This window comes from Methylosinus sp. Ce-a6 (assembly GCF_009811655.1).
Lineage (GTDB): Bacteria > Pseudomonadota > Alphaproteobacteria > Rhizobiales > Beijerinckiaceae > Methylosinus.
Map to the genome: position 1 here is coordinate 60,694 of NZ_BGJX01000017.1, position 25,708 is coordinate 86,401.

A 25,708-nucleotide genomic window follows, 5' to 3' on the forward strand; every position below is an offset into this window, starting at 1 on the left:
CTCTTCATGTCCTATCGCGCGCCCGTCGACGATCTGCTCTACGCCATGCGGCGGGCGGCCGGCGCGGCGGCGTTCGAGCCGGGCGGGCTCTATAGCGATCTCGACGAGGCGACCGCCGCCGCGACGCTCCAGGAGGCCGCCAAATTCGCCGAGACGGCGCTGCTGCCGCTCGATCGCGTCGGCGATCGCGACGGGGTGACGCTCACGGGGAACGAGGTCGCGACCGCGCCCGGCTGGCGCGAAGCCTATTCGCTGTGGGTCGAGGGCGGCTGGAACGCCCTCGCCGCGCCGCCCGCCCATGGCGGCATGGGGCTGCCTCTGCTGCTCGCCGCCGCCTGCACGGAAATCTGGAACGCCGCCAATATCTCCTTCGCGCTCTGCCCGCTGCTCGGCCAGGGCGCGATCGAGGCGATGGAGATCCATGCGCGCGAGGAGCTGAAATCCGTCTATCTGCCGAAGATGATCTCCGGCGAATGGACGGCGACGATGAGTCTGACCGAGCCGCAGGCGGGCTCCGATCTCGCCCATCTGCGCACCCGCGCCGAGCGCGCCGGCGACGGCTCCTATCGTCTGTTCGGACAGAAGATATTCATCACTTACGGCGAGCACGACCTCGCCGAGAATATCGTCCATCTGGCGCTGGCGCGGCTACCCGACGCGCCCGCCGGCACGCGCGGAATCTCTCTGTTCCTCGCGCCGAAGTTTCTTCCCGACGCCGATGGGCGTCCCGGCGGGCGCAATGACGTGCGCTGCGTCGGCGTCGAGCATAAGCTCGGCATCCATGGCTCGCCGACCTGCACAATGTCCTATGGCGACAATGGCGGCGCGGTCGGCTTTCTCATCGGCCGCGAGAACGAGGGCCTCGCCTGCATGTTCACCATGATGAACAATGCGCGGCTCTCGGTCGGCCTGCAGGGCGTCGGCCTCGCCGAGCGCGCGACGCAGACGGCGCTGGCCTATGCGCGCGAGCGCCGCCAGGGCCGCGGCGCGTCGTCCGATCCGGCGCCGATCGTCGAGCATCCGGACGTCGCGCGCATGTTGATGGAGATGAAGGCCAAGACCGCCGCCGCGCGGGCCATCTGCTACCTCACCGCCGCCGCGCTCGACCGCGCCCGCCGGCTCGAGGGCGCACAGGCCGAGGCGGCGCAGGAGCGCGCCGGCCTGTTGACGCCGCTCGCCAAGGCCTATTCCACCGACATAGGCGTCGAGGTCGCCTCGCTCGGCGTTCAGGTCCATGGCGGCATGGGCTTCATCGAGGAGACCGGCGCCGCGCAATTGCTGCGCGACGTGCGCATCACCCCCATTTATGAGGGGACGAACGGCATTCAGGCCATCGATCTCGTCACCCGCAAGCTGCGCCTCTCCAAAGGCGCGGCGGTGCGGCGGGAGATCGACGACATGCGCGGCGACATCGAATCGCTCGCGGCGAGCGACGACGCCGTCTTCGTCGACATGTCCCGGCGCGCGGCGACGGCGGTCGACGCTTTCGAGCGGGCGACGGATTTTCTCTGCGCCGCCGCCGATCCGCGCGGCGGCCACGCGCTCGCCGGCGCGACGCCCTATCTGCGGCTCTTCGCGCTGGCGCGCGGCGTCACCCTGCTCGGGGCCGGGGCGCTCGCGGCGCGGCGCGACGGCGGCGAGGCGGCGGCGCGGAACAGAATCGTCACGGCGCGCTTCTTCGCCGATCATCTCGCCGTGGCGGCGGAGGGGCTGGAGCGCGCCGTCGTCGACGGCGGCGACTCCGTCATCGCCGGACTGGCGCTCCTGTCGTCCGGGCGGGATTGAAAGCGAGCGGCCGCGCTCGAAACCAAAGAAAGACGCTCATGCAGCACGCCGAGATCATCGTGCGTCGGGACGGTCCCCTCATGCGGATCGTCATCGACCGGCCGGCCAAGCGAAACGCGCTCAACAAGCCCATGTACGAGGCGATGATCGCCGCTTTCGCGCAGGCGGACGCGGAGGAGGACATTCGCGCCATCGTCCTCTCCAGCTCCGGCGGCGATTTCACCGCCGGCAACGACCTCGAGGATTTCCGCCGCCCGATGGATAATCTGCATGAGTTTCCGGCGCTGCGTTTCGTCCGCGCGCTCGCCGCCTTGCAGACGCCCATCGTCGCCGCCGTCGTCGGCGAGGCGGTCGGCGTCGGCGTGACCATGCTGTTTCACTGCGATCTCGTCTACGCCTCGCATGGCGCGCGCTTCAAAATGCCTTTCGTCGATCTCGGCGTCATTCCGGAGGCGGCGTCCACATTGCTGGTCCCGCAGCGCATCGGCCTCGCCAAGGCCACGGAATTCTTGCTGCTGTGCGAGAGCTTCACGGCGAACGACGCGCTGCGTCTCGGCGTCGTCAACGCCGTCGCAGGCCCAGAGGAGGTGGAGGAGACGGCCGTCGACGCGGCCCGCCGGCTCGCCGCCAAGCCGCGCGCCGCGCTCGCCGCGACGCGGCGCCTGCTGCGGGGCGACGCCGCCGCCATCGCCGCGCGAATGGAAGAGGAGGCGGCGCTCTTCGCGGCGGCGCTGGCGATGCGGGAGACGCGCGCGCGGCTCGAGGCCTTTTTCGCGGGCGTGAAGGAGAGCCCCGAGCGTTAGAGCATGTTCCCGAAAAGTGCGAAGCGGTTTTCGGAAAAGAACATGCGAATTCAAATAACTTTAGAGCGCATTCGGACATGATTTGTCCGAATGCGCTCTAGAATCTGTCCATGTTTCGTTGAAACATGGTTCTACCGCGTTTCCGACGCCGAACCGGCGGCCACTTCGGCTGGAAACGCTCTAGTCGTCGGACAATTTGGCGTAGTTCACGAGGCGGGACGCGCGCAGCAGTATGGCGCGCATTTTTTCGCCCCCACGCGCGCAGGTGGCGGCGAGGCGGTCGGGACTCTGCGGCGCGCCATTGCGATATTGCTGGCGCACGGCGGCCACGCTGGCGACGGCGATCGTGTCGAGCTCGGCGACATAGGCTTCGAAGCGGCGCCTGAAGTCCGGGCTCACCCTGTCATAGGCGGCGAGCGCGGAATTGCGGCCGGAAAGCTGCGATTGCTCGAAATATTCCTTATATGTCACCGGACGCCAGGCGAGCAGATCGTCGATGAGCTCGGGCATGTGCGGCAATTGCTCCAGCATCATCACGAGCTCGTTGAAGAGGTTGAGATAGTCGTTGGCCAGTCCGGACACCGGATTGACCAGCGGCTTGGAGGCGGAAAAAGGTTTCGGCGCTCGAGTGCCGTCGCCTTGATCGAGCGATGCGAATTGCGCGTCTGCCGTCATTGGAAATCCCGATAGGTTGAGGGCCAATATGGGGTCCAATCGATAAGAATCTCTTTCCACCTTGCAGAGGCGATTCCAGGAAAATGCGGAATTTCCGTGGTTTCGAGGCGTCGCGAAAATGGGAGACACGAACGAGACCTATGTGCGGGAGATACGCCATCACCCTGCCGCCGCAGGCGGCGCGCGATTATTTCGGCTATGTGGACCAGCCGAATTTTCCGCCGCGCTACAATGTCGCGCCGACGCAGCCCGTTCCCATCGTGCGCCAGGAGCGCGATCCGCGCGGCGGCGCGCGGCGGCGCTTCCAGCTCGTCCGCTGGGGCTTTCTGCCGGGCTTCGTCAAAGATCCGGCGGGCTTTCCGCTGCTCGTCAACGCCCGCGCCGAGAGCGCGCCGGAAAAGCCCAGCTTTCGCGCCGCGATGAAACGGCGCCGCTGCCTCTTCATCGCCGACGCTTATTACGAATGGCGCCGCGAAGGAGCCAAGGGCCGAGCCCGGGCGAGCCGGCCCTATCTCTTCCGCCACGCCGACGGGACGCCGCTGGCGCTCGCGGGCCTCTACGAGACCTGGATCGGCAGGGACGGCAGCGAGGTCGACACCGCCTGCATTCTCACCGTCTCCGCCAATGGCGCGACGGTCGCCGTTCACGACCGGATGCCGGCGATCCTCGCGCCGCAGGATTTCGATCTCTGGTTGAACGACGACGAATATGCCGCGGGAGCCGCGTGGCGGCTGCTCGCGCCGGCGGCGGACAACGCGCTCGAATTCTTCGAGATCGGCCCGGACGTCAACAAGGCGGCCAATGACGGGTCCTGGATTCAGCAGCCCCGCGCGGGTCTGCTCGCCTGATAGGCGCGGGGGGTGAAAAACCCTTGGCGGCTCGACGGCGAGTGATATGAATCTCGGTCGTCGCCTGTTTCGACGTGAAATTTTCTCGAGGAGAGTTTGTGATGTTCATCGACATGCGCGCCGCCGCCGCGGCGCTCGGGATCGTTCTGATTTCCTCCGCCTGTCTCGCGGGTCCCTATAATCCCGTGACGCAGGCCGCGCAGTCGAAACTCGCCTCTGAAGGCTTCGATCCGGGAACGCTCGACGGCATGGTTGGGGCGAAGACGGCGGCGGCGGTCACGAGCTTCCAGCAGAAATCCGGCCTGCCGCAGAGCGGCGCGCTGGACGCGGCGACGCTGGAAAAGCTCGGGATCGGCGTTTCGACCGCAAAGCCGGTCGCCGATTGGATCGCCCTTCCGAGCCAGGCGGACATCGACAAGCTCGTCGCCGCCAAGAACGATCCGGCCCAGCCCTACAGCGATTATCTGCCCAACGCGCCGGCGGCCGCTCTCTCTCTCCCCGGCGCGGCGATCCTCGCGGCGATGAATCAGAGCGCCGACATCTATGGCGGCCGCCGCCCCGGCGAGCCCAAGCACACGGACCAGGGCTATAAATATACGACCGACTGCCTGAAGACGAATTACGCGCCCACCGACTGGTCGGACATCGCGATCCATTACTATTGCCAAATGTCCAAGCCGCGCGCCTGCTATACTTATGCGCTCTCCGGCAAGTCGACGCCCTCGGGATTCAAATATCAGCGCCCCGCCGCCTATCGCGGCTGCGCCGACGGCGGGCTGAAGGAGGCCGCCGATTTCGTCGCCTTCGTGCCGAAAACGCAGCCGCTCGTCTTCCAATATGTGATGTTCGGCCAGACGCACGCGTTCGATCACGAGCAGGAGCAGGCGATCATCAACGCCTTCTATGGCGTGAAGAATCCCGCCGACAAGGCCGAATGCGCCGCCAAGCGCCCGCGCCGCACCGAGGACCCGACCGACGGCACGCATTGCCTCGTGAGCAAGATCATGTCGCCGCGCCTCGCCGGCAAGGGCGATTGAGACCGGGGAGGCGGGCGAAAGCCCCTCCCTCACCCTCCCCGCTACGCGCTATCGAATGCACACATTTTCCTCGCCCCCGCGACGTCATGGCCGGGCTTGTCGCAGCCATCCACGCCGACACACCGAGGCGTCTCGGAAGTTTGGCGTGACGCAGAAGCTCCGGCGGCGCCCGACGCAGGATGAAATCCGTCGATGGCAGGCGCCTTCCTTTGATTTCTCAGCCGCTTGGCGTGGATGGCCGGGACAAGCCCGGCCATGACGGCCACAGCGTCTCGCGATCTGTGAATCCGATAGCCCGCGCAGCGGGGGAGGGCCGGGGAGGGAGCCTCTCGTCACGGACAATAGGCGTAATATCCGCCCGTCACATCGCCGACGCGCCCGTCCTCGTCGAGAGACCAGCGCACATTGCCGCCGCGCCGACATTTGTCGTCGAAGGAGGCGGCGCGATCGAAGGACGCTTCCTTCAGCGCGGGCCGCGTCTGAAAGCCGTCTTCGGTGAGCGCGCGCGCCAGCGCCGCGGCGTCGGAGCCGGGCGGGAAACGCTGCTTCAGCCGCCGCTGATAGGCCTCTTGATTGCCGCTCTCGCGAAAATCGCCGAGGCCCTGCAGCAGCTGCGGCAGCGTCGGGGCGGAGCGCATCCACCAAATGCGCAGACCAAAGGCGAAGATCAGCGCCGCCGCCAGCAGCCCGGAGGCGACATATCGGAAGGTCGAGCCGCGCATCACAATTTTCGCGTCGCCTGCGTGAGCCATTTGCGCGTCTTGGCGTCGAGATGCGGAGAGAGCTCCGCGCGCACCCGCGCGTGATAGGCGTTCAGCCAGCGCGTCTCCTCCGCGCTCATGAGCTTCGGCTCGACGAGCGCGAGATCGAAGGGCGCGAGGGTGAGCGTCTCGAAGCCGAGCATCTCGCGCTCGGCGCCGGCGATCTCGCGTTTCTCCACGACGATCAGATTTTCGAGGCGAACGCCATATTCGCCGGCGCGATAATAGCCGGGCTCGTCGGAGAGGATCATGCCGGGCTGCAAGGGCGTCGTCCCGAGCTTCGATATGCGCTGCGGCCCCTCATGCACGGAGAGATAGGCGCCGACGCCATGGCCCACGCCATGGTCGAAATCGAGGCCCGCCTCCCAGAGGCTCCGGCGCGCGAAAGCGTCGAGCTGCGCGCCGCTGACGCCCGCGGGAAACACCGCGCGGGCGACGCCGATATGGCCTTGCAGCACGCGGGTGAAATGCTCGCGCAATTGCTTGGACGGCCGGCCGACGCCGATGGTGCGCGTCACATCCGTGGTGCCGTCGAGATATTGCGCGCCGGAATCGACGAGATAGACGCCGCGCGCAATGCGCAGATCACTCGCCTCGGTGACGCGGTAATGCGGAATGGCGGCGTGCGGCCCGAAGGCGGAGATCGTCGGGAAGGAGAGATCGCGGAGCTCGCCGCTCTCGCGGCGGAAGGTCTCGAGCGCCTGGGCGGCGGAGATTTCCGTCAGTCTTCCCTTGGGCGCCGTCTCGGCGAACCAGGCGAGGAAGCGCGTCAGCGCGACGCCGTCGCGCAAATGCGCGGCGCGCGCGCCGTCGAGCTCTATCTCGTTCTTGACCGCCTTCAGCAGCGCGATCGGATCTTCGCCGAGCTTCGGCTGGCCGCCTTTCCCGCGGAAGAGGTCGACGAGCTTCGCCGGCGCCGTCGCCGAATCGAACAAAATCGTCCTGCCCCGCGCGCCCTCGGCGGCGAGATCGTCGGCGACATTCGCCGCCTCGCGAATATCGGCCAGAGCCTCGAGGCCGGCCCTGGTCTTGGGCGAGAGCTTGGCGGGGTCGACATAGAGAAGCGGCCGGCCCTCCTTCGGCAGCAGGGCGAAACCGAGCGCGATGGGCGTATGCGCGACATCGGCGCCGCGCAGATTGAAGAGCCAGGCGAGCGCATGAGGATCGGAGACGAGCAGCGCATCTGCTTCGCCGAGCGCCTTGCGCACGCGCGCGATCTTCTTTTTGGCGGCGACGCCGGCGAGCCGCGGCGGATAGAGCGAGATCGCCCCGCAGGGCGGCGCCGGCCGGTCGCTCCACACCGCGTCGATCGGATTGCCGTCGAGCGGAGCCAGCGTGACGCCCTTGCCCTCGAGGGCTTTGGCGTAGCGGTCGATCTGCGCTTGCGTATGCACCCAGGGGTCATAGCCGATGCGCGCGCCTTTCTTGGCCGTCTCGGCGAGCCAGCGCGAGGGCGCCGTCTCGGCGATGTCGAAGACGGCGACGCGTTTGGCGTCGACTTGCTCGGGCGCCTGCAGCGTGTAGCGGCCGTCGACGAAGAGCGCCGCTTTGTCGGTGAGCACGACGACGACGCCGGCCGAGCCGGTGAAGCCGGTGAGCCAGGCGAGGCGCTCGGCCGATCTCGGCACATATTCGTTCTGATGCTCGTCGGCGCGCGGGGCGATGAAGCCGTCGACCTCGCGGCGCGCGAGCTCCGCGCGCAGGGCCGCGAGCCGCTCCGCGCTGTCCCGCCCGCAGGCGTCGTCGGCGAAGCTCTGGAATCTGCTCTCGAACATGTCTCGAACCTATGCCTTTCCCCGCTCTGCGGCAATATGACGGCTCAGGTCAGCCGCAGCGCCATCAGCGCTTCGTCGAGATAGAGGCCCTCCGCGGTCTTCACGGAAGCCGGCTCGACACCGTAGATCGTAAACCCCCAGCGCTCGTAGAAACGCAACGCCCGGCCATTGTCGCGCATCACGGTCAGCGTGACGATCTCGTAGGTTCCGCGCCCATGGTCCAGCAGCGCGGCCATGAGCGCGTCGGCGACGCCTTCGCCTCTATATCGCTCGCGCAGATACATTCCCCATAGCAGCGCCTTGTGTTTCGTCTTCGTCCCGGCAACGCCGGCGAGTCCGGCGACGCCGACGAGCGTCTCGCCATCGAAGGCGCCGACGACGAAATCACGCGCGAGCCGCGCCGCGACCTCCTCCGTCGTGAGATGCGCCTCGTCCTCCGGCGCGAAGCGAAATTCGCGCTCGTGCAGGCGGAATCCTTCCAGCCTCAGCGTTTGAAAATCGGCGGCGTCGCCGCGCCCGAGCCTGCGGATCGCCAAGGTCATTTTCGATGCGCCTGTCGCGGAATGCAAAGCAAGGTTCACGCCGCCGACGCATGCCGTGTCGGTCCGACAGCGACAGCTTGACGGCAGAAAAAGCTGATTATAACCATAGACTATATCTGTCATATCGAATCAGCGAACAGCTCTTGTCTCGGGGGACCCATGATTCAATCACATCGGCGTCGCGCGTCGCTCGGCGCGCTGCTGGCCGGCGTTTTCGCTTGGACCCCTTTCGGCTGGGCCACCGAGGGCTATTTTCTCGAGGGCTATGGCGCGCGGGAGAAGGCGATCGCCGGCGCGGGCGTCGCCGATTCGCGTGATCCCCTCGCTATTTCGATCAATCCGGCCGGCCTCGTCGACGTCGAACGCCAAGCGACCTTCGGACTGACCGGGTTTTCGCCCGATCGCGGCTACACGACCTCCGGCCCGGGCTTTGTCGCCGAGGGCGACGTGCGCAGCGGACGCGGACTGTTTCCCATTCCCTATGGCGGCTACGCCGCGCCGATCGACCAAGATTCCAGCTGGGGCGTGGCCGTCTATGGCAATGGCGGCATGAACACGACCTATTCGAAAAACTATGCGAGCCAATTCTATCCCAATCCCTTCGCCTGTCCGAAGCCGGGCGTCTTTTGCGGCGAGAACGCCGGCGTCGATCTGAACCAGGCCTTCATCTCGGCGGGCTACGCCCATCGCTTCGGGAGCGTCTCGATCGGCGTCGCGCCCATCCTCGCGATCCAGATCTTCAAGGCCCGCGGCCTTTCCGGCTTCGGCCCTTTCTCGGTCGACCGGACCAATCTCTCCGATCACAGCTATAATTGGTCGGTCGGCGCCGGCGTGCGGGCGGGCGCGCAATGGAGGGCGAGCGAGAGATTGCGGATCGGCGTCGCGGCCTCGACCCCCATATGGATGTCGTCTTTCTACAAATATTCCGGGCTGTTCGCAGAGGGCGGCGGCTTCGATATTCCGGCGACCGTCACGGCCGGCGTCGCTTTCGACCTGCTGCCGAACCTCACCTTGCTCGCCGATTGGCGCCACATCTTCTATTCGCAGGTCGCTTCCGTCGGCAATTCCTCGCAAGCGCCCTATCTCTTCGGCGCGCCGAATGGGCCGGGCTTCGGCTGGCGGGACGTCGACGCCGTCAAATTCGGCGCGGAATGGCGCGCGACGCCAGATTGGACGTTCCGCGTCGGCTATTCGCACAACAATAATCCGATTCCGTCGCGCGATGTGACGATCAACATTCTCGCGCCCGGCGTCGTCACCGATCACTTCAGCGGCGGCCTGTCCTATCGCGTCACATCGAACTGGACGCTCGATCTCGCGGCGATCGTCTCGCCCCGGCATTCGGCGTCGGGAATCGAGGTGACGCCGGCCGGCCCCAATCCCAACCGCAGAATCGCCATTTATCTGAGCGAATTCGAGGTCACCGCCGGCCTCACCTACAAATTCGACGCGGCGCCCGCGCCCGCCGGGATCGCCAAATTCTGACGAAGGGCGCGTTCCCTCGCCACGCCGTCCGTTCGGCGCGCGCGCGGTCGGAGCTCACTCGAAATCGGGACGCGCCGCCGCCCCGCCGCGCCCCAGCAGCAGCGTCGCCCAGCCGTCGATGTCGCGGCGCTCGGCCAGCGCGAAACCCTGCGCGCGATAGGCCGAGAGCACGCCCGCCACATCGCGCGCCAGCAGGCCGGAGAGCACGAGCTCGGCCCCCGGCGCGGCGACCGCGGCGATCTTGGGCGCGAGCAGGCGCAAAGGCTTCGCCAGAATATTGGCGAAGATCAGATCATATCGCGCCAGCGCGAGCGCAGGATGGCGCACGCCCACGGCGACGACCGGCCGCACCCATGCGCCGACGCCGTTGAAGCGCGCGTTCACGCCGGCCGTCTCGACGGCGACCGGATCGATGTCGCCGCAGGCGACGGGAAGCCGCAGCAGCCGCGCGGCGGCGATGGCGAGCACGCCGGTGCCCGTGCCCACATCCAGCACATTCTGCGGGCGCCGCCGCTTGCATATTTCGGCGAGCGTCAGCAGGCAGCCGAGCGTGGTGCCGTGATGGCCGGTGCCGAAGGCGAGCGCCGCTTCGATCTCTATGCCGATGTCATTCGCGCCGACCCGGCCGCGGTCATGCGACCCATGCACGAGGAAACGTCCGGCGCGAACGGGCCGCAGCCCCTCGAGCGAGGCGCCGACCCAGTCCTTCTGCGATATCTCGAAGAAGCGCGCGGCGGCGGCGGCTTCGGCGCCCGCCGCGGCCTCGATCAGCGCTCGGATCTGCGCCTCGTCCGGCGGCGCGCCGAAATAGATCTCGACGGCCCAGCTTTTTTCGTCCGGCTCCTCGAAAGCCGTGGCCGCGGTCTCGGCCGGGTCGAATGTCTCGACGATGAGATCGGCGACCGCGCGCGCGGATTTTTCGTCGCAGACGAGGCGCAGGCCGTGGCTCGCGCCATTGGGGGGAAGTCCTTCGAGCATGTGCGGCCGCTTAACACGCCCGCGCCGCGCCGTCACCAGGTTCGGCCATACGACGGTCGCCAGCCCGTCATCGCGAGCGAAGCGTGGCGATCCAGAGCCGCGGGGCGGCCCCTGGATCGCTGCGTCGCTGCGCTCCTCACGATGACGCCCTTGCCGTCAGCTCTTGAGCGTTCCGATCTCTTTCTTGTTGAAGTTGGAGAGATCGCCCTCGCGCGCCGCGGCCTGCCGCCACGACTTTTTGATGGCGTGATATTTGATCTCGTCGCAGATTTTGGCGATCTGCTGCTCGAGCTTCTCGCTGCCGCAAGAAGGACAGACCGGCGTGTCCGAGGCGCGGACCAGAAGTTCGAACTCCGAATGGCAGTCCTGGCATTCATAGGAGTAGAGCGGCATTCTTTTCCTCGCGTCTGGCATACGCCCCTCTCGGGGCGCCTATATTTGTAGCAACATTCGTGCCGCGGCGCCGTCGCGAGGAGCGCCGCGATTCAGAGCCGCTCCTCGCGACGGCGTTGCTGCGCTCGCGAAAAGACGGATGGAACGGCTTTCGCTTGGCGTAGAATGCCAAAAGGCTTCCTTCGCGCCGGTCCACCATGTCCTCCGCCCGTCTGACCGCCCGTTTCGTCCCTTCGCTCGAGCAGGTCGACGCCGCAGCCTGGGACGCGCTCGCCAATCCGGCCGGGCTCGCAGCCGAGGAGGCCGGCGGCGAGCGTTATAATCCTTTTATTTCCAGCGCCTTCCTGCTGGCGCTGGAGCGGTCGAAATCGGTCGGCCCGCGCACCGGCTGGACGCCGCTCTACACGATTCTGGAGGACGCCGAGGGTCGGCTCGTGGCCGCCGCGCCGTCCTATGTGAAGACGCACAGCATGGGCGAATATGTCTTCGATTTCGGCTGGGCGCAGGCCTATGAGAACGCTGGCGGGCGCTATTACCCCAAGGTGCAGGTCGCGGTTCCCTTCACCCCGGCGACGGGGCGCCGGCTGCTCGTCGCGCGCGACGCGCCGGGGGGCGCGCTGCCGGGGCTGATCCACGCGCTGCGCGCGCTGCGTCAGGCGGCGGAGGCCTCCTCCATCCATGTCACCTTCGCGACAGAGGCGGAGGTCGAAGCGCTCGCCGCCGAGGGTTTCGCGGCGCGCGCCGGCGAGCAGTTTCATTTCCTCAACGAAAACTATCGCGATTTCGACGATTTCCTCGCCGCGCTCTCCTCGCGCAAGCGCAAGACGATCAAGCGCGAGCGCCGCGACGCGCTCGGCGACGATCTCACGATCGACCTTTTGACCGGCGCCGACATAAAACCCGCCCATTGGGACAGATTCTTCGCCTTCTACATGGACACGGGCGCGCGCAAATGGGGCCGGCCCTATCTGACGCGCGATTTCTTCGATCGCATCGGCGAGACGATGGCGAAACGCATTCTCCTGGTCATGGCGCGGCGCGGCGAGGATTATATCGCCGGGGCGATCAATTTTCTGGGCGACGACGCCGTCTACGGCCGCAATTGGGGCGCGCTGGAGGAGCGGCCCTTCCTGCATTTCGAGGTCTGCTATTATCAGGCGATCGAATTCGCCATCCGGCATGGCTACAAGCGCGTGGAGGCGGGCGCGCAGGGCGAGCACAAGCTCGCGCGCGGCTATCGGCCCGTCGCCACCCATTCTGCCCATGATTTCGCCGATCCGCGGCTGCGGACCGCCGTGGTCGAATTTCTGTCGCGGGAGAAAGTGGCGATCGACGAGGCGATCGCCGATAATGAAGCGAGCCTGCCCTTCCGCCGCGACGAAGACAGCGGCGTGGAATGACGCCATTAGAGCGTTTTCAGCCGAAGCGGACGCCGGTTCGGCGTCCGGAAACGCGTCAAAACAAAAGACCCTAGCGCTTCTCGGGCTCCGGGCCGTCGTTCTGTCCATTCTCGGGCGACGACTGTGCGGCCGCCTTGCGCCGGCGCAGATTGGCTTTGAGCGCGGCCGCCAGCGCCGCGGCGTTTTTTTTGGCCGGCGGCCCGGATGGGGCGGCCGGGCGGTGCTTCTTGCCTTCCTCGGTCATAGGGGCGCTCCGATCGGCGACGACGTCATGCGACGCTGCTTCTCCTCTCTTCGTCGCGGCCCTCGTCCCCCGGCGCAAGAGCGTTTCCAGCCGAGGTGGACGCCGGTTCGGCGTTGGAAACGCGTCGAAACAAGCCTGGGGTCTTTTTTCATATTTCAATGAAACGTGAAAAAGACCCCAGGCGGCATGAAACTTGCTGTTTTTCCGCTGCGGCCCTGGCGGGCCGCAAGTTCAATCCAGCATGAGTGGCGACGACGATGCAAACGACTTTCATCAGAAACACCGACGATGGCCGCAAAGTCGAAGTCATTGGTCCTTATGTCTGTGTCGACGGCAAGCCGGTCGCCGACGCGGTCATGGAAGTCAAGGACCATCCCAACAAACGGGCGATTCTGCACACGCTTCCCAACGCCGCCTTCATGGCCGGCCCGGTCGTCCTGACCGCCGAGGAGGCTTCCGTCGTGCGCGGCGCCCTGCTCCAGGCCAAGCCCTCGCCGACCGATCCGGTCGCGATCAACGAGCAGCTGCGCCACGCCATCAACGCCCGCAATCGCGAGGCCGGCATCGAATAATCCTTTCGAAGGCGGGCGCAGCCCCCCTCCCTCACCATCCGCGGGAGAGGGGCCGCGGCCGGCGTCGCGCGAAGCGTCGATGAAGCGCGCAGCCTCCTCCCGTGCAGCGCTCGCGGGGAGCGGGGGAAATGCGCCGAACCAAATCAATCGGACGCCGTATGACCGGCTGCTCGTCCGACCAGCTCATCGCCAGACGGCGAACAAAAAGGGCGCTCCGCTGACCCGCGAGCGCCCTTTTTCCGCATGACCAGCGGTCTGACCGGGAGAAAAGCCGCCTGGCGGCAAGGCGTCAGCCCGTCGTCTGCTCTTCCTGCTCACGCACGGTCATCGCATTGCCGTGCCAGACGAAATCGTCGAAGAGGCAGGCGTCGACGAACATCACCGGCAGCAGAATGTCGCGCGTCAGCAGCGCCAGGGGGCTGAGGCGCGAGACCCGCCAGCCGGCGATGCGGGCGAGCAGAAGCTCCGCGCCATAGAGCGTCGCCAGAATCCCGCCGCCGACCAGCGCCACATTGGCGTCGAGGAGATGCGCCGCATAGGCGCCCGTCACCACCGGCATGAAACTGCCGTTCATGAACTCCGGCGCGAAATAGACGGGGAAGGTCACACGGCGCAGCCGCGCCCAGCGCACATGGCGGGAATAGACCTCACGCGCGCTGCGATGGCCGAGCGGCTGCTCGAAGGGCATGTCGACGAGCCGCACCTTCATCTTCTGCGCGCGGATGATCTTGGTGGAGGCGGCGTCCTCCGCGATCTCGGCGCCGAGCGCGCGAATGCCGCCGGCGCGCTCCAGCACCTCGCGCCGCCACATCATGTTCTTGCCCTGCGCGAAGCCGATGCCGACCGCCTCGGCGCCATATTGCCAGCGCGCCTGGAAGGTGTTGAGGAAGGCGCATTCGACCTCCGCCCAGAAACCCTTGGGCCGCGAGCCGATCGGCATGGAGATGGACAGCGCCGTGTCGTCGCGGAAGGCGGCGAGCATCGTCTGGATATAATCGGGCGGAAGCAGAGCGTTGGAATCGGCGAGCACGACCCAGGCGTGGCGCGCCGCGTCCCATCCCTTCACGCAATTGTTGAGCTTGGGGTTGACGCTCACATAATCGTCGCCGATGAGCAGCCGCGCCGGAATATGCGGATGCGCCGCCATGAGCCGCTCGACGAGCGGAATCACCGGATCATTGGCGCATTGCACGCAGAAGAGAATCTCGTAGGAAGGATAATCCAGCGCGAAGGACGAGCCGAGCGTCTCCTCGCTGAATGTCTCGAGCCCGCGCAGCGGCCGCACGATGCTGACCGGCGGAGCATGGGCCGGAACCGGCAAAGTGCGGGGACGGGCTTTGCAGCGGAAGGCGGCGATGGCGATGCTGGCGAGGTTGAGCGTGAGCAGCGTCGCGCAGAAGGCGGCGCACACATAGGCGATGATCATGCGTGTTCTCTGCCTGTCACTTGCGGGATTCGAGACGGGCGGCGGCGGCGACCTTGGACTGCGCCGGGGAGCGGCGACGGCTGCGCAGTCCCGGAGCGGGCCAGACCGATATTCCGCCTGACAATTCGCTCAGGTCTTGGCAAAAGGGGGCCGGCGCGAGAATCTTGTCGCGTCGCGCGGCCCTCGCAGTCTCCTCCTGGCGAAGTTTGCTCATGACCACTCCGATCGTTCGCTTCGCGCCGTCGCCGACGGGCCGCATCCATATCGGCAATGCGCGGCCGGCCCTGCTGAACTATTTGTATGCCCTGGCCCACCATGGAAGATTCGTGCTGCGATTCGATGACACCGATTTGGCCCGCTCGAGCGAGGAGTTCGCGCGGTCGATCGAAGTCGATCTCGCCTGGCTCGGCGTGCGGCCGGACGCGACCGTGCGCCAGTCGCAGCGCGTCTCCCATTACGAGGCGGCGGCGGCTCGGCTCGAGGCCGCGGGCTTGCTCTATCCCTGCTACGAGACGCCGGAGGAATTGGAGAAGCGCCGTAAGCTTCAGCAGGCGCGCGGCTTGCCGCCGGTCTATGACCACGCCGCGCTGAAGCTTTCGGCCGAGGATCGCGCGCGGCTCGAGGCGGAGGGCCGCAAGCCGCATTGGCGTTTCAGATTGCCGCTCGGCGTCGTCGAATGGCGCGATCTCGTGCGCGGTCCCTGCGCCATCGACTGCGCCACGCTGTCCGATCCGGTGCTGCGGCGCGAGGACGGCAGCTTTCTCTACACGCTGCCCTCGGTCGTCGACGACATAGAGCTCGGGATCACCCATGTGATCCGCGGCGAGGATCATGTGACCAACACGGCGGTGCAGATCCGCCTGTTTCAGGCGCTCGCGCCGGAGCGCTCTATTCCCGTTTTCGCCCATCACAATCTGCTCGTCGGCGGGACCGGCGAAGCGCTCTCCAAGCGCACAGGATCGCTCGCCATCGCCGCGCTGCGCGAGGAGGGCTATGAGGCGCTCGCCGTGGCGGCGCTCGCCGTGCTCACCGGCTCGTCGGATAGCGTCCATGCGGTGCGCTCGCTCGCCGATCTCGCGCGCGAGTTCGATCTCGCGCATCTCTCGCGCAACGCCGCGCGCTTCGATCCGGCCGATCTCGGCCCGCTCACCCATCGCACCCTGGCCGTTCTCGAATATGAGGATGTGCGCGAAAGGCTCGAGGCGCATGACATCGTCGGCTTCAAGGCCGAGCCCTTCTGGCGCGCCGTGCGCGGCAATCTCACGACATTCGCGGATGTGCTGAACTGGTGGCGCGTCGTCGAGGGGGAGATCGCGCCGGTCCGCGAGGACGAGGAATTTTTGGCCGAGGCGCTGGCGTTGCTGCCGCCGGAGCCCTGGGACGAGACGACCTGGTCCGCCTGGACGAGCGAAGCGAAAGCGCGCGCCGGCCGCAAGGGCAGGGCGCTGTTCCATCCGCTGCGCCTGGCGCTGACCGGCGCGGAGAACGGGCCGGAATTGTCGCTGCTGCTGCCGCTGATCGGCCATGCGCGGGCGGCGGCGCGACTCTCGGGCGCGTAAAAAAGCGCGCTCGCCGCATTTTGCGGGAGAGGGGGCGGACGTCATCGCGAGGAGCGCAGCGACGAAGCGATCCAGGAGCCGCCCCACGGCGCTGGATCGCTTCGCCTTCGGCTCGCGATGACGCCCGTGATTATGAAGTGATCAGTCGGAAATCGTTTAACGCCGTTGCTCAGAAGCACCGCACCTGCGCCTCGGCCTGGGCGCGGCGCAGCTCCTCGAGCGCCTCTTTGGCGAGGCGGGAGTTGCGGAACATGGAGCCGATCTGCCCGGGTTGCAGATCCATGCTCGCGACCGTCTCCGCCGCCACATAGCGATCATAAGGCAGGATCGAGGCGACGATGTCGATCGAGCAGGAGCATTGCTCCAGCGCTTGGCGCGTGTCGCCATTGGCTTTCATGCAGCCGAACACATAATCCGCGCGGACGGAGGTCGGGTAATCGTTGAGATCGGCGGCGCGCGCCGGAAGCGCGGCGGCGAGGGCGAGCAGAAGCGCGGCGGCGGGACGGAGCATGGGGACGATTCCTGCGGGAGAGGACATTCGAAGGCGTAGCGCAAGCGCGTGGAGAACCGCAAGCGCGCTGCTCGCTTGACAGAAATGAATAGGAGTCCTAATAATAAAACCCATGACGCCTTTCGACGCCATCTCGACCCCGCTCGCCCGCCGCCTGCGCGAAGGCCTGGACCGCATCGCCGCCGCCATGCGCGCCGATGAATGGGGCGTGGCGGAGGAGGCGGGCCTCACGCCCACGCAATTGCACGCGCTCACCTTCATCGCCGGGCGCGGCGAGGCGGGACTGCGTCTTCGCGCGGTGGCGGAACATCTCGGCGTCACCCAGCCCACCGCCACCGATTCGATCGCCGCGCTCGCGCGCAAGGGCCTCGTCGTCAAGCGGCCCGACCCAGATGACAAGCGCGCCGTCGCCATTCGCGTCACGCCGGCCGGCTGTGACGTCGTGCGCGCGATCGGCCTCGCCATGACGTCGGCCGAGAGGGCGCTGGAGACGCTGACGCCGCAGGAGCAGCAGACGCTTTTGGAGCTCGTCATAAAGACCATCCGCGCCTTGCAGCAGGCGAAGGCCATTCCGCCGCAGCGGCTCTGCGTCACCTGCCGGCATTTTCGCCCCTATGCGCATGAGGATGCGGAGCTGCCGCATCATTGCGCGCTCGTCGGCGCGGCGTTCGGCGGCCGCCATTTGCGGCTGGACTGCCCGGAACATGATCCGGCCCCGCCGCCAGCGCTCGAGGAGGCCTGGCGCGTCTTCGCGCGTCGCGCGCCGCGAGCGGCCGGTTCTTAGAGTCTTTTCATGTTTCATCGAAACATGAAAAGACTCTAAGCTTTTGTTTCGACGCGTTTCCGACGCCGAACCGGCGTCCGCTTCGGCTGGAAACGCTGTTAGCGCCGGAGCCGTCGATGCATCGCTATTTCTCGAGGCGCAAGGGCATATGGCGCCGTCGCCGGAAACCGTTCGCGGCCTCGCAGAAAGGCGGCGCGCCATCCCATTTCGGCGCGCCGAAGGCAGGAGAGAGGAGGACCAAGGCCATGGCGAAGAAAGCGACATTCTACCATGCGGGCTGCCCCGTCTGCGCGGATGCGGAGACGGCCTTCGCGAAATCGCTCGACCCAGATGTCTTCGACGTCGAGATCGTGCATCTCGGCCAGGACAAGGCCCGCCTCGGCGAGGCGGAGGCCGCGGGCGTCAAATCCGTGCCTGCTTTCGTCATCGACGGGCGCGCCTATCACATCAATTTCGGCGCCGATCTCGCCGCGCTGAAATAATCCCGGGGCGCCCCCGCCGCTGTCACTTCGGCGACTCCGAAACTGCCTCGCCGAGCGTAAGCTCGCGCGAGGCCTTTTTTTATGCGAGGCTGCGACCATGTCTGCGATGATCGAAACGATGTTCGCCGCAAAATCGCTCCTTCCGCTCGGCCCGCGCGACGCGCCGAGCGGCATCGTCAAAAGCGCGGCGCGCCCGCCTTGGCGCATTCTGCGCGACGGCCTCGAGGGCGATTCCCAGGGCGATTTGCGCAATCACGGCGGGCCGGAGAAGGCGCTCCATCATTATCCGCGCGACCATTACGACGCTTGGGCGGCGGAAGAGCCGGAACTCGTCGAGGCGCTCTCGGCGCCGCCGGCCTTCGGCGAGAATATTTCGACGATCGGCGTGACGGAGAGCGAAGTCTGCGTCGGCGACGTCTTTTCTTTCGGCTCCGCTTTGCTGCAGGTGAGCCAGGGGCGCCAGCCCTGCTGGAAGCTCAACGCCCGTTTCGCGCGGCCGAACATGGCGCGGCGCGTGCAGACGAGCGGGCGCACCGGCTGGTATTATCGCGTGCTGCGCGAGGGCGTCGCCGCGCCCGGCGATCGGCTGGCGCGAATCGAGCGGCCGCTGCCGGACTGGCCTTTGTCGCGGCTCAATGAATTGCTCTATCTGCGCACGCTCGACTTCGACGCGCTCGCGCAAATGGCCGAATTGCGCGAGCTGGCGCCGTCATGGCGTGAGTTGGCCGCGCGGCGTCTCGCCAAAGGCGCCGTCGAGGATTGGTCCACGCGACTCACCGGCGCATGACCGCGGGAACGCCGCGTGATCTGCGTCGTTCGAAACGAAGACCCGAAGGCTCCTCCTTCCGCGATGCGGCGAGCCGGGCAAAATCGCCGATCATCGAGGTCGCGCCGCGGCGGAGGATCGGGAGGAGGGCGTCCGATCAATAATCGACGGCGACGAGATAGAGCCCATGCGGCGGCGCGACCTGGCCGCAGCGGGTGCGGTCCTTCGCCTCGAGCGCGGCGCGCAGATCGTCGGCGCTCCACTTGCCGGAGCCGATATGCTCCAGCGAGCCCGCCATGGAGCGCACCTGATTGTGCAGGAAGGAGCGCGCGCAGGTGATGATCTCTATGATGTCGCCCGCGCGCCGCACATCGAGCCGCTCCAGCGTGCGCAGCGGCGAATTGGCCTGACATTCCGTCGAGCGAAAGGTCGTGAAATCATGGCGGCCGACGAGCGCTTGCGCCGCCGCGTGCATGGCGTCGGCGTCGAGCGGGCGCTTTACATGCCAGGCGCGGCCGAGTTGCAGCGTGAGCGGCGCGCGGCGATTGTCGATCACATAACGATAATGGCGGCGGATCGCCGAGAAGCGCGCCTCGAATGTCGCGGCGACGCGGCGCGTCGCCAGCACGGCGATCGGGTCCGGCCGCAGATGGGCGTTGAGCGCGTCGCGCAGCCGGTCCTCCCGCCATTCGCGCGTCAGATCGACATGGCCGACCTGCCCCAGCGCATGGACGCCGGCGTCGGTGCGCCCGGCTCCGTGGACGACGCGCCGCGCGCCCGCTTCGAGCGCCGCGACCGCTTCCTCGAGCCGCTGCTGCACGGAGACGCCATTCTCCTGCCGTTGCCAGCCGACGAAGGGCGCGCCGTCATATTCGATGGTGAGAGCGTAGCGATAGGTCGCAGCCGCGCGCGCCCCACCCTCCCCTTCAGGGGGAGGGTCGGACGGTGAAACCGTCCGGGTTGGGGTGAAATCCCGAGACTCGGGCGGCGCCGCCTCCGGCTCGCCTGCAGCGATCGACCTCCCCCTTCCAGCGGGAGGCGGGGCCGCGGCCCCCTGAATTTTCGCCATTGCGGTTACGCCGCCAGCGTCTGGCCCGGCGCGAGCGGGCGGCCGCGCAGAAATTCGGCGATCCCCATCGGCGCCTTGCCGCCGCGCTGCGCTTCCACGAGCCTCACCGCCCCCTCGCCGCAGGCGATGAGGCCCTTGTCGTCGAGCACGGCGCCGGGGGCGCCCTCGCCCTGTTCGAGCTTCGTGCGCAGAACTTTCACGCGCTCGATTCCATGGCCGAAATCGCTCTCGAAGAAAGCGCCGGGGAAAGGCGACAGGCCGCGCACGAGATTGTGAATCTCGCGCGCCGGACGCCGCCAGTCGATGCGGCATTCGCTCTTGTCGATCTTCTGCGCATAGGTGACGCCCTCCTCCGCCTGCGGCGTGAAGGAGAGCGCGCCCTTCCCGAGATCGCGCAACGCCCCGGCCATCAGCTCGGCGCCGGCGGCGGCGAGCGCGTCGTGCAATTCGCCCGTCGTCATATCCTCGTCGATCGCGACGCGCGCGGTCGCGGCGACGGGGCCGGTGTCGAGGCCGGCCTCCATTTGCATCACCATCACGCCGGTCTCGGCGTCGCCGGCCATGACGGCGCGCTGGATCGGCGCCGCCCCCCGCCAGCGCGGCAGCAGGGAACCATGCAGATTGAGGCAGCCGAAACGCGGCGCGTCCAGCGCCGCCTGCGGCAGGATGAGCCCATAGGCGGCGACCGCTGCGACATCGGCGCGAAGATCGGCGAAAGCGCGGATCGTCTCTTCGTTCTTGAAGCTCTTGGGCGTGAAGACGGGGAGCGACAGACGCTCGGCCAGCCGATGCACGGGCGAGAGCTTCAAATCCATGCCGCGACCGGCCGGCGCCGGCGCGCGCGTATAGACGGCTACGACCTCGTGTCCGTCGGCGACGATTTTCTCGAGCAGAGGCGCGGCGAAATCGGGCGTGCCCATGAAGACGACGCGCATGAGGCCGTTACGCCTCGACCTTGTCGGCGACGGCCGGGGCGGCGCGCGCCGCGGCCTTGGCGAATTTCTTCACCACGCGCTCGCGCTTCAGGCGGGAGAGATGGTCGATGAAGAGGCCGCCCTCGAGATGGTCGATCTCGTGCTGGAGCACGGTGGCGAGCAATCCGTCGGCCTCGATCTGTTGGGTCATCCCCGCGCGGTCGAGATAGCGCACGCGCACGCGCGCCGGGCGCTGCACATCCTCGAAATAATCGGGGACGGAGAGGCAGCCCTCCTGATAGACGAAGAGCTCTTCGGAGACCCAGACGATCTGAGGATTGATGAAAAACATCGGATTCTTCGGCTCGTCGCCGCGCGCGGCGTCGACGACGACGATGCGCTTGGGCACGGCGATCTGGATCGCCGCCAAGCCGACGCCGGGAGCCTCGTACATGGTCTCCAGCATATCGTCGAGAAGCTGCTGCAACTCGCCGTCGATCGTCGTCACGGGCTCGGAGACGAGCCGCAGACGCGGATCGGGCAGGGTGATGATGGGACGAATGGCCATTTGCTGTCGCGCCTGAAGCTCTCTCGCGGTCGAGGTCTTTCGCGGTTTCTCGCCGTGGAAATAGGGATGCGCCCGGTCTCCGTCAAATGGACGCCGGCGCGGCTTTGTCGCAGATTATATTCCGCTTCCTCGCGCAATGTAAGCGCGATCGGCGGGCCCGCCGGGGCGATGGGTCGAAGGACAAAAGCCTGCAGCGCAGCGGCGCCATACAATGGCGCGGATTCGCGCCGAATTGAATCGGCGGCCGCCCGGCTTTAGAGATGACGCCGCATGACGAAAGATTTGTCGGAAGATTTCGCCCGCCTCTGTCTCGCGACGCCGCGCCTTGCCGAGGTCGAGGCCTTTCTACCGCGCCTTGCCGCCGCGCTCGCGGCCGCGGAGATCGCGAGCCTCTTGCTTCGCCTCGAGACGATCGCGGCGCCGGCGGCCGAGCGCGCCATCCGCGCGATCGCCGACATGGCGCAGCCGAAGGGCGTCGCTCTCATGATCGAGGGCGATCCGGAGCTCGTCTCGCGCTGCGGCGCGGACGGGCTGCATCTTTCCTATGACGAGAAGCGGCTCGCCGGGGCGGTGAAGCGCCTCTCGCCCGATTTCATCGTCGGCGTCGGCGGCCTTACGACGCGCGACGATGCGATGCGCGCAGGGGAGGCGGGCGCGGACTATCTCCTCTTCGGCGACGTCGGCGAAGAAGGCGAGGCGCTAACGCTGGACTGGACGGCGGAGCGCGTCGCCTGGTGGGCGGAGATTTTCAACACGCCCTGCGTCGCTTGGGCGAGGAGCCTCGCCGAGGTCGGTCCGCTCTCGGCGGCCGGAGCGGAATTCGTCCTTTTGGCGGAAGCGGTCTGGGACGATCCCCGAGGGGAGGCGGAAGCCATGCGCGAGGCGGCGCGGCTCGTCCGGGAGGCCGGCCGATGAACGCTCGCCTGCTCTTCGCGCTCGCGCTCGCCCTTTTCGCCGGCGCGGCCCCGGCCGCCGAGCCGACGCCGCCTTCCGCCGATCTCGCCTTCGGCGCCTATCAGCGCGGCGATTATGTCGCCGCCATGGGCGAGGCCGAGAAGCGCCTCGCCGGAAATCCCAAGGACGCCGCGGCTCTGACTTTGATCGGCAGGCTCTATCTCGACGGACAGGGCGTCGCCCGCGACCGTGCGAAAGCGATGCAATGGTTCCGCCGCGCCGCCGACGCCGGCGGCAAGGACGCGGCCTATTTCTTCGGCGCGGCGGCGCTCACCGGCCGCGACATGGCGAAGGACCGCGCGCTCGCCCGCGCCTATCTCGAAAAGGCGCAGGACCATCCGGCGGCGCTCAATCTGCTCGGCGAGACGGCGCTCGAGAACGACGGCGCCGCGCCGGATTTCGCCAAGGCGCTCGGCTATTTCCGCCGCGCGGCCCAGCTCGGGGATTCCGACGCCGCCTATGCGCTGGCGCTGCTCTATAAGAACGGCCGCGGCGTTCCCGCCGATCCGGCCGAGGCGGCGAATTGGCTGCGCAAGGCCTCGGAGGCCGGCCATACGGCGGCGATGGTCGAATTCGCGATCATGGAGTTCAACGGCGTGGGCGTCGCGCGCGACCGACCCCATGCGGTGAAGCTGCTGCGGCAGGCGGCGGCGGCCGGCAATGTCGTCGCGCAGAACCGGCTGGCGCGACTGCTCGCCGAAGGGCTCGGCGTCGAGAAGAATCATTCCGAGGCCATGCTCTGGAACAGCCGCGCCAAGGCCGCCGGCCTCGTCGACGCCAAGCTCGACGCGGCTTTGGAGGCGACGATCCCGCGGGCGGAAAAGCCGGCGCCGCCGGCTCCGGCCGCGAAATAGACGCCGTGGCGAGCCTTTCGGCGCGTCTTTCGCGCGCATTTCTGCGCCGTTTCCTGCGTCCGCGCGTCAACGGCGACGAGGGCGCCGAGGCGGCGGCGCAGGCGCTGAATATGCGCTGGCCCTGGCCGCCGGCGGGCGTCGCCGAGGGCGATCCCGAGCTCGCCGGCGAATGGATGCGGGCGCGATCGGCGCGAGCGACGCTGGTCTATCTGCATGGCGGCGCCTTCATGGCCGGCGCGCCGCGCCTCTTTCGCTCGACCGCGCGCTTTTTCGCGAAAGCCGGCTTCGACGTCTTCACCCCCGCCTATCGGCTGGCGCCGGCGCATCGCTTCCCCGCGGCGCTCGACGATGTGACCGCAGCCTACGAGCGGCTCGCCGCGCGCGGGCCGCTGGCGCTCGCCGGCGATTCGGCCGGCGGCGGATTGGCGCTGGCGCTGATGCTGCGGCTGCGCGCGCGCGGCCTGCCGCTTCCTCGAGCAGCGGCGCTGTTCTCGCCCTGGACCGATCTTTCGGCGAGCGGCGCCTCCGTGCGCGCCAATGAGGGAAAGGACCCGATCTTCACGCGGCGCGCTTTGCGTCTCGCCGCTCGGCAATATCTCGGCGAAGCGAGCGTTCGCGATCCGGAAGCCTCGCCGCTCCAGGGCGATCTCTCCCGCCTGCCGCCGCTTCTCGTCCATGTGGGCGAGGACGAGCTGCTGCTCGATGATTCGCGTCGCCTCGCCGCGCGCGCCGCGGCGGCGGGAACGGCGGTCGAGTTGAGGATTTTTCCGCTCGTCCCGCATGGCTGGCAATTGGGCGCGGCCTTCATGCCGGAGGCGCGGGAGTCGCTGCGCGAGGCCGCCGGCTTTCTCACGCGGCATATGTGAGGCAGGCTTTCGCGTTCGCCTCCTCGAGGGATCAAAAGGCTTTGCGGCAGACCCAGCGGGTCACCTGGCCGCGCACGCCATAGCCCTCGTCGATCTCGACGGTGACGCGGCGGCAGACATTCTGCGTCGCTTCGGCGGCGGCGAAAGTCGCGGGCTCGGCGATGGCCGCGACAGGCGCGCTCGCGACGGCGGGGGCGGCGACGCTCTGCGCCATGAAGGCCTTGGCGCCGGCGAGCGCGACCGTCGCACCGAGGATCACGAAGGCCATCCGCATGGCGGCGTCGATCCGGACGGGGCGCGAAGCGAATTCGGTAACGGCGAAGGTCATTGTCTTTAACTCCCCCAGTGCGTCGCGGGCTTCATGCCCGGCGAACGATGCTTTTTCTAAGGGAGCGGCGCCCGCGTGTTTGTGCGTAGGCGCACAAGGGAGAAGGTCAGCGCATAGCGCGCGGGAAGAGTGGATCGCTTGCGCCCGAAACCGGCGACCGGGCGCCGTCGACAGGCGCGAGATCGAGACAATAGCGCGGCACTAGGTAGCAAATGCACCAACGTGATTTTTTCAGGCATTTGGATAGCTGCTTTTGGATGATGGATATTTTTGGCACCAAATCTGCGGCCATGCATTTCAGATTTTATATCGCAATGCGCAAAGACGCGTGTCAGTGCGATGCTCTTATCATTTGGCAGGGTTCATTTGATGTGCGCTTTTTGCACGATGGGATCATGCCGACATTCTGATGAAATGCCGATGATAAGTCGCGCGCATTTTATGCGACGAGTGTCTCATGCGCGTTTCGACGCGGATATGATCAGAAGCCAGATATGATACATATATGCTGTGATCGCCCGTGATGTTTCTCTGATTTCCCTTTATTTTCCTTGATATTTTGGTCGCAGCGCGGCTTGCCGAGGCGGCAAGCCGCACCTCAAAAATATATGGCAGCCATACACAAGCTCCTTGACGAGCAATGATGGCTTTGCTACCTCTCGACAAGGAAAGGAATCGTCATATGAGCGACCCGCTCTCGCGCGCCATGGCAGACCTCTCGACGAAGGAAGCTGCCATGAAAGAGTTGCAGGCCGAGATCGACCGACTGCGCTCGTTCGTTGCGATGTACCGCAGCTATGACGATCACGCAGAGGAAGCTGAAGGAAAGCGATCAAAAAAGGATATCATGGGGGATGCGGCGATCGCCCTCATTAAGGAGAATGGGCCGATGTCACTTTCAGCACTCTACGCGGCGATAGAAGGGCAGGGGATTGAGATAGGAACGAAAAATCCAAAACAATATCTTTCGACGACGTTCAATCGAGACAGGAGGTTGAAATTCGTCGATGGGAAAGGATGGATGCTCGCGCGGAACCCTCAATAACGTGAAAGCTCCGGGCTTTCGCCGCGGAGCTTTCATAAGAGATTGGGGATAGCAGGTTTGCCGGCTGGTGCCCTCATCAAGTGCCGCCGACGGGTTCGACTCTCCCGTTATCTCCACCTTTCCACCGTCAGAGGGCCAATCTTGGCCGAGCAACCCTCTGGCTAATCGTCGACCCCTCTCGCGCGACCTTCAGCGCATCGGTCTGAAGGAGACACAGGAGTATCCCGATGTGGCAAGCCGTCAGAAGAACTCAGGCGGGTAACGCCCGCTTCGTCTGAAGCTTT

At 66.9% G+C, this 25,708-nt stretch carries 29 protein-coding genes; 15 read left to right on the top strand and 14 right to left on the bottom strand.

Features of this window, described 5'->3' with window-relative positions:
- Positions 1 to 6 precede the first annotated feature (6 nt).
- Positions 7 to 1,785, top strand: a complete 1,779-nt coding sequence (locus Mspo_RS12095) for an acyl-CoA dehydrogenase (RefSeq protein ID WP_159730091.1) — start codon at positions 7 to 9, stop codon at positions 1,783 to 1,785.
- 38 nt (positions 1,786 to 1,823) lie between these two features.
- Positions 1,824 to 2,588: an enoyl-CoA hydratase-related protein gene (locus Mspo_RS12100; RefSeq protein WP_159730093.1), complete on the top strand. Its 765-nt coding sequence runs from the start codon at positions 1,824 to 1,826 to the stop codon at positions 2,586 to 2,588.
- 180 nt (positions 2,589 to 2,768) lie between these two features.
- Here the strand turns inward: Mspo_RS12100 and Mspo_RS12105 are convergent, their stop codons facing one another.
- Positions 2,769 to 3,263 (bottom strand): hypothetical protein, encoded by a 495-nt coding sequence (locus Mspo_RS12105; protein ID WP_159730095.1) that lies wholly within the window; start codon positions 3,261 to 3,263, stop codon positions 2,769 to 2,771.
- Between the two features lie 140 nt (positions 3,264 to 3,403).
- On the opposite strand from Mspo_RS12105, the gene Mspo_RS12110 reads away from it, so the two are divergent.
- Positions 3,404 to 4,111 carry an SOS response-associated peptidase gene (locus tag Mspo_RS12110; protein ID WP_159730097.1) on the top strand — a complete coding sequence of 236 codons (708 nt, stop codon included), beginning with the start codon at positions 3,404 to 3,406 and terminating at the stop codon, positions 4,109 to 4,111.
- A 101-nt stretch (positions 4,112 to 4,212) separates the two neighbouring features.
- Complete coding sequence (locus tag Mspo_RS12115) at positions 4,213 to 5,148, top strand: peptidoglycan-binding protein (RefSeq protein ID WP_159730099.1); 936 nt, start codon at positions 4,213 to 4,215, stop codon at positions 5,146 to 5,148.
- Between the two features lie 332 nt (positions 5,149 to 5,480).
- Here Mspo_RS12115 and Mspo_RS12120 read toward each other — a convergent pair whose 3' ends face one another.
- Genes Mspo_RS12120 through Mspo_RS12130 form a run of 3 tightly spaced genes read right to left on the bottom strand, consistent with a single transcriptional unit; the run spans position 5,481 to position 8,226 of the window.
- Positions 5,481 to 5,900 carry a hypothetical protein gene (locus tag Mspo_RS12120; RefSeq protein ID WP_159730101.1) on the bottom strand — a complete coding sequence of 140 codons (420 nt, stop codon included), beginning with the start codon at positions 5,898 to 5,900 and terminating at the stop codon, positions 5,481 to 5,483.
- Complete coding sequence (locus Mspo_RS12125; protein ID WP_159730103.1) at positions 5,870 to 7,684, bottom strand: aminopeptidase P family protein; 1,815 nt, start codon at positions 7,682 to 7,684, stop codon at positions 5,870 to 5,872. The genes Mspo_RS12120 and Mspo_RS12125 overlap by 31 nt, the downstream gene beginning before the upstream one ends.
- Positions 7,685 to 7,728: 44 nt before the next feature.
- Positions 7,729 to 8,226, bottom strand: coding sequence for a GNAT family N-acetyltransferase (locus Mspo_RS12130; protein WP_159730104.1), 498 nt, complete (start codon positions 8,224 to 8,226; stop codon positions 7,729 to 7,731).
- A gap of 159 nt (positions 8,227 to 8,385) precedes the next feature.
- On the opposite strand from Mspo_RS12130, the gene Mspo_RS12135 reads away from it, so the two are divergent.
- Positions 8,386 to 9,711 carry an OmpP1/FadL family transporter gene (locus tag Mspo_RS12135; RefSeq protein ID WP_159730105.1) on the top strand — a complete coding sequence of 442 codons (1,326 nt, stop codon included), beginning with the start codon at positions 8,386 to 8,388 and terminating at the stop codon, positions 9,709 to 9,711.
- Positions 9,712 to 9,765: 54 nt separating this feature from the next.
- On the opposite strand, the gene Mspo_RS12140 is transcribed toward Mspo_RS12135, so the two are convergent.
- Both Mspo_RS12140 and Mspo_RS12145 read right to left on the bottom strand, forming a co-directional pair.
- Entirely contained in the window at positions 9,766 to 10,689 is a 924-nt protein-coding gene (locus tag Mspo_RS12140) for a 50S ribosomal protein L11 methyltransferase (protein WP_159730106.1), read from the bottom strand.
- 156 nt (positions 10,690 to 10,845) lie between these two features.
- Entirely contained in the window at positions 10,846 to 11,082 is a 237-nt protein-coding gene (locus Mspo_RS12145) for a zinc ribbon domain-containing protein (RefSeq protein ID WP_159730107.1), read from the bottom strand.
- Between the two features lie 197 nt (positions 11,083 to 11,279).
- On the opposite strand from Mspo_RS12145, the gene Mspo_RS12150 reads away from it, so the two are divergent.
- Positions 11,280 to 12,482 carry a GNAT family N-acetyltransferase gene (locus tag Mspo_RS12150; RefSeq protein WP_159730108.1) on the top strand — a complete coding sequence of 401 codons (1,203 nt, stop codon included), beginning with the start codon at positions 11,280 to 11,282 and terminating at the stop codon, positions 12,480 to 12,482.
- A 70-nt stretch (positions 12,483 to 12,552) separates the two neighbouring features.
- Here the strand turns inward: Mspo_RS12150 and Mspo_RS12155 are convergent, their stop codons facing one another.
- Complete coding sequence (locus tag Mspo_RS12155; protein ID WP_159730109.1) at positions 12,553 to 12,726, bottom strand: hypothetical protein; 174 nt, start codon at positions 12,724 to 12,726, stop codon at positions 12,553 to 12,555.
- Between the two features lie 257 nt (positions 12,727 to 12,983).
- On the opposite strand from Mspo_RS12155, the gene Mspo_RS12160 reads away from it, so the two are divergent.
- On the top strand, positions 12,984 to 13,298 hold the full coding sequence (locus Mspo_RS12160) for a hypothetical protein (protein ID WP_159730110.1): 315 nt from the start codon (positions 12,984 to 12,986) through the stop codon (positions 13,296 to 13,298).
- A 289-nt stretch (positions 13,299 to 13,587) separates the two neighbouring features.
- Here Mspo_RS12160 and Mspo_RS12165 read toward each other — a convergent pair whose 3' ends face one another.
- On the bottom strand, positions 13,588 to 14,724 hold the full coding sequence (locus Mspo_RS12165) for a ceramide glucosyltransferase (RefSeq protein ID WP_159730111.1): 1,137 nt from the start codon (positions 14,722 to 14,724) through the stop codon (positions 13,588 to 13,590).
- Between the two features lie 16 nt (positions 14,725 to 14,740).
- Positions 14,741 to 14,938, bottom strand: a complete 198-nt coding sequence (locus Mspo_RS12170; protein ID WP_159730113.1) for a hypothetical protein — start codon at positions 14,936 to 14,938, stop codon at positions 14,741 to 14,743.
- On the opposite strand from Mspo_RS12170, the gene Mspo_RS12175 reads away from it, so the two are divergent.
- The gene (locus Mspo_RS12175) at positions 14,937 to 16,283 is read left to right on the top strand and encodes a glutamate--tRNA ligase (protein ID WP_159730115.1); all 1,347 of its coding nucleotides are present in this window, start codon (positions 14,937 to 14,939) and stop codon (positions 16,281 to 16,283) included. The genes Mspo_RS12170 and Mspo_RS12175 overlap by 2 nt on opposite strands.
- Before the next feature lie 169 nt (positions 16,284 to 16,452).
- Here Mspo_RS12175 and Mspo_RS12180 read toward each other — a convergent pair whose 3' ends face one another.
- Positions 16,453 to 16,794 carry a hypothetical protein gene (locus Mspo_RS12180; protein WP_159730117.1) on the bottom strand — a complete coding sequence of 114 codons (342 nt, stop codon included), beginning with the start codon at positions 16,792 to 16,794 and terminating at the stop codon, positions 16,453 to 16,455.
- 112 nt (positions 16,795 to 16,906) lie between these two features.
- On the opposite strand from Mspo_RS12180, the gene Mspo_RS12185 reads away from it, so the two are divergent.
- The 3 genes from Mspo_RS12185 (at position 16,907) to Mspo_RS12195 (ending at position 18,847) form a co-directional block, all read left to right on the top strand.
- Positions 16,907 to 17,578, top strand: coding sequence for a MarR family winged helix-turn-helix transcriptional regulator (locus Mspo_RS12185; RefSeq protein ID WP_244613388.1), 672 nt, complete (start codon positions 16,907 to 16,909; stop codon positions 17,576 to 17,578).
- 245 nt (positions 17,579 to 17,823) lie between these two features.
- Entirely contained in the window at positions 17,824 to 18,060 is a 237-nt protein-coding gene (locus Mspo_RS12190; RefSeq protein ID WP_159730119.1) for a thioredoxin, read from the top strand.
- Between the two features lie 97 nt (positions 18,061 to 18,157).
- The gene (locus Mspo_RS12195) at positions 18,158 to 18,847 is read left to right on the top strand and encodes an MOSC domain-containing protein (RefSeq protein WP_159730121.1); all 690 of its coding nucleotides are present in this window, start codon (positions 18,158 to 18,160) and stop codon (positions 18,845 to 18,847) included.
- A gap of 136 nt (positions 18,848 to 18,983) precedes the next feature.
- On the opposite strand, the gene truA is transcribed toward Mspo_RS12195, so the two are convergent.
- Genes truA through def form a run of 3 tightly spaced genes read right to left on the bottom strand, consistent with a single transcriptional unit; the run spans position 18,984 to position 21,377 of the window.
- Entirely contained in the window at positions 18,984 to 19,895 is a 912-nt protein-coding gene (truA, locus tag Mspo_RS12200; protein ID WP_244613398.1) for a tRNA pseudouridine(38-40) synthase TruA, read from the bottom strand.
- Positions 19,896 to 19,900: 5 nt separating this feature from the next.
- Positions 19,901 to 20,830 carry a methionyl-tRNA formyltransferase gene (gene fmt / locus Mspo_RS12205; protein ID WP_159730122.1) on the bottom strand — a complete coding sequence of 310 codons (930 nt, stop codon included), beginning with the start codon at positions 20,828 to 20,830 and terminating at the stop codon, positions 19,901 to 19,903.
- 7 nt (positions 20,831 to 20,837) lie between these two features.
- The gene (gene def / locus Mspo_RS12210) at positions 20,838 to 21,377 is read right to left on the bottom strand and encodes a peptide deformylase (protein WP_159730123.1); all 540 of its coding nucleotides are present in this window, start codon (positions 21,375 to 21,377) and stop codon (positions 20,838 to 20,840) included.
- A gap of 270 nt (positions 21,378 to 21,647) precedes the next feature.
- On the opposite strand from def, the gene Mspo_RS12215 reads away from it, so the two are divergent.
- From Mspo_RS12215 to Mspo_RS12225, 3 genes are read left to right on the top strand one after another with little or no spacing between them, the layout of a single operon-like run.
- The gene (locus tag Mspo_RS12215) at positions 21,648 to 22,292 is read left to right on the top strand and encodes a thiamine phosphate synthase (protein WP_159730124.1); all 645 of its coding nucleotides are present in this window, start codon (positions 21,648 to 21,650) and stop codon (positions 22,290 to 22,292) included.
- Complete coding sequence (locus Mspo_RS12220; protein WP_159730125.1) at positions 22,289 to 23,185, top strand: tetratricopeptide repeat protein; 897 nt, start codon at positions 22,289 to 22,291, stop codon at positions 23,183 to 23,185. The genes Mspo_RS12215 and Mspo_RS12220 overlap by 4 nt, the downstream gene beginning before the upstream one ends.
- 5 nt (positions 23,186 to 23,190) lie before the next feature.
- The gene (locus Mspo_RS12225; RefSeq protein WP_159730126.1) at positions 23,191 to 24,051 is read left to right on the top strand and encodes an alpha/beta hydrolase; all 861 of its coding nucleotides are present in this window, start codon (positions 23,191 to 23,193) and stop codon (positions 24,049 to 24,051) included.
- 31 nt (positions 24,052 to 24,082) lie between these two features.
- Here the strand turns inward: Mspo_RS12225 and Mspo_RS12230 are convergent, their stop codons facing one another.
- On the bottom strand, positions 24,083 to 24,379 hold the full coding sequence (locus Mspo_RS12230; RefSeq protein ID WP_159730127.1) for a hypothetical protein: 297 nt from the start codon (positions 24,377 to 24,379) through the stop codon (positions 24,083 to 24,085).
- A 682-nt stretch (positions 24,380 to 25,061) separates the two neighbouring features.
- Here Mspo_RS12230 and Mspo_RS12235 point away from each other — a divergent pair.
- Positions 25,062 to 25,424 carry a hypothetical protein gene (locus Mspo_RS12235; protein WP_159730128.1) on the top strand — a complete coding sequence of 121 codons (363 nt, stop codon included), beginning with the start codon at positions 25,062 to 25,064 and terminating at the stop codon, positions 25,422 to 25,424.
- Positions 25,425 to 25,708 lie beyond the last annotated feature (284 nt).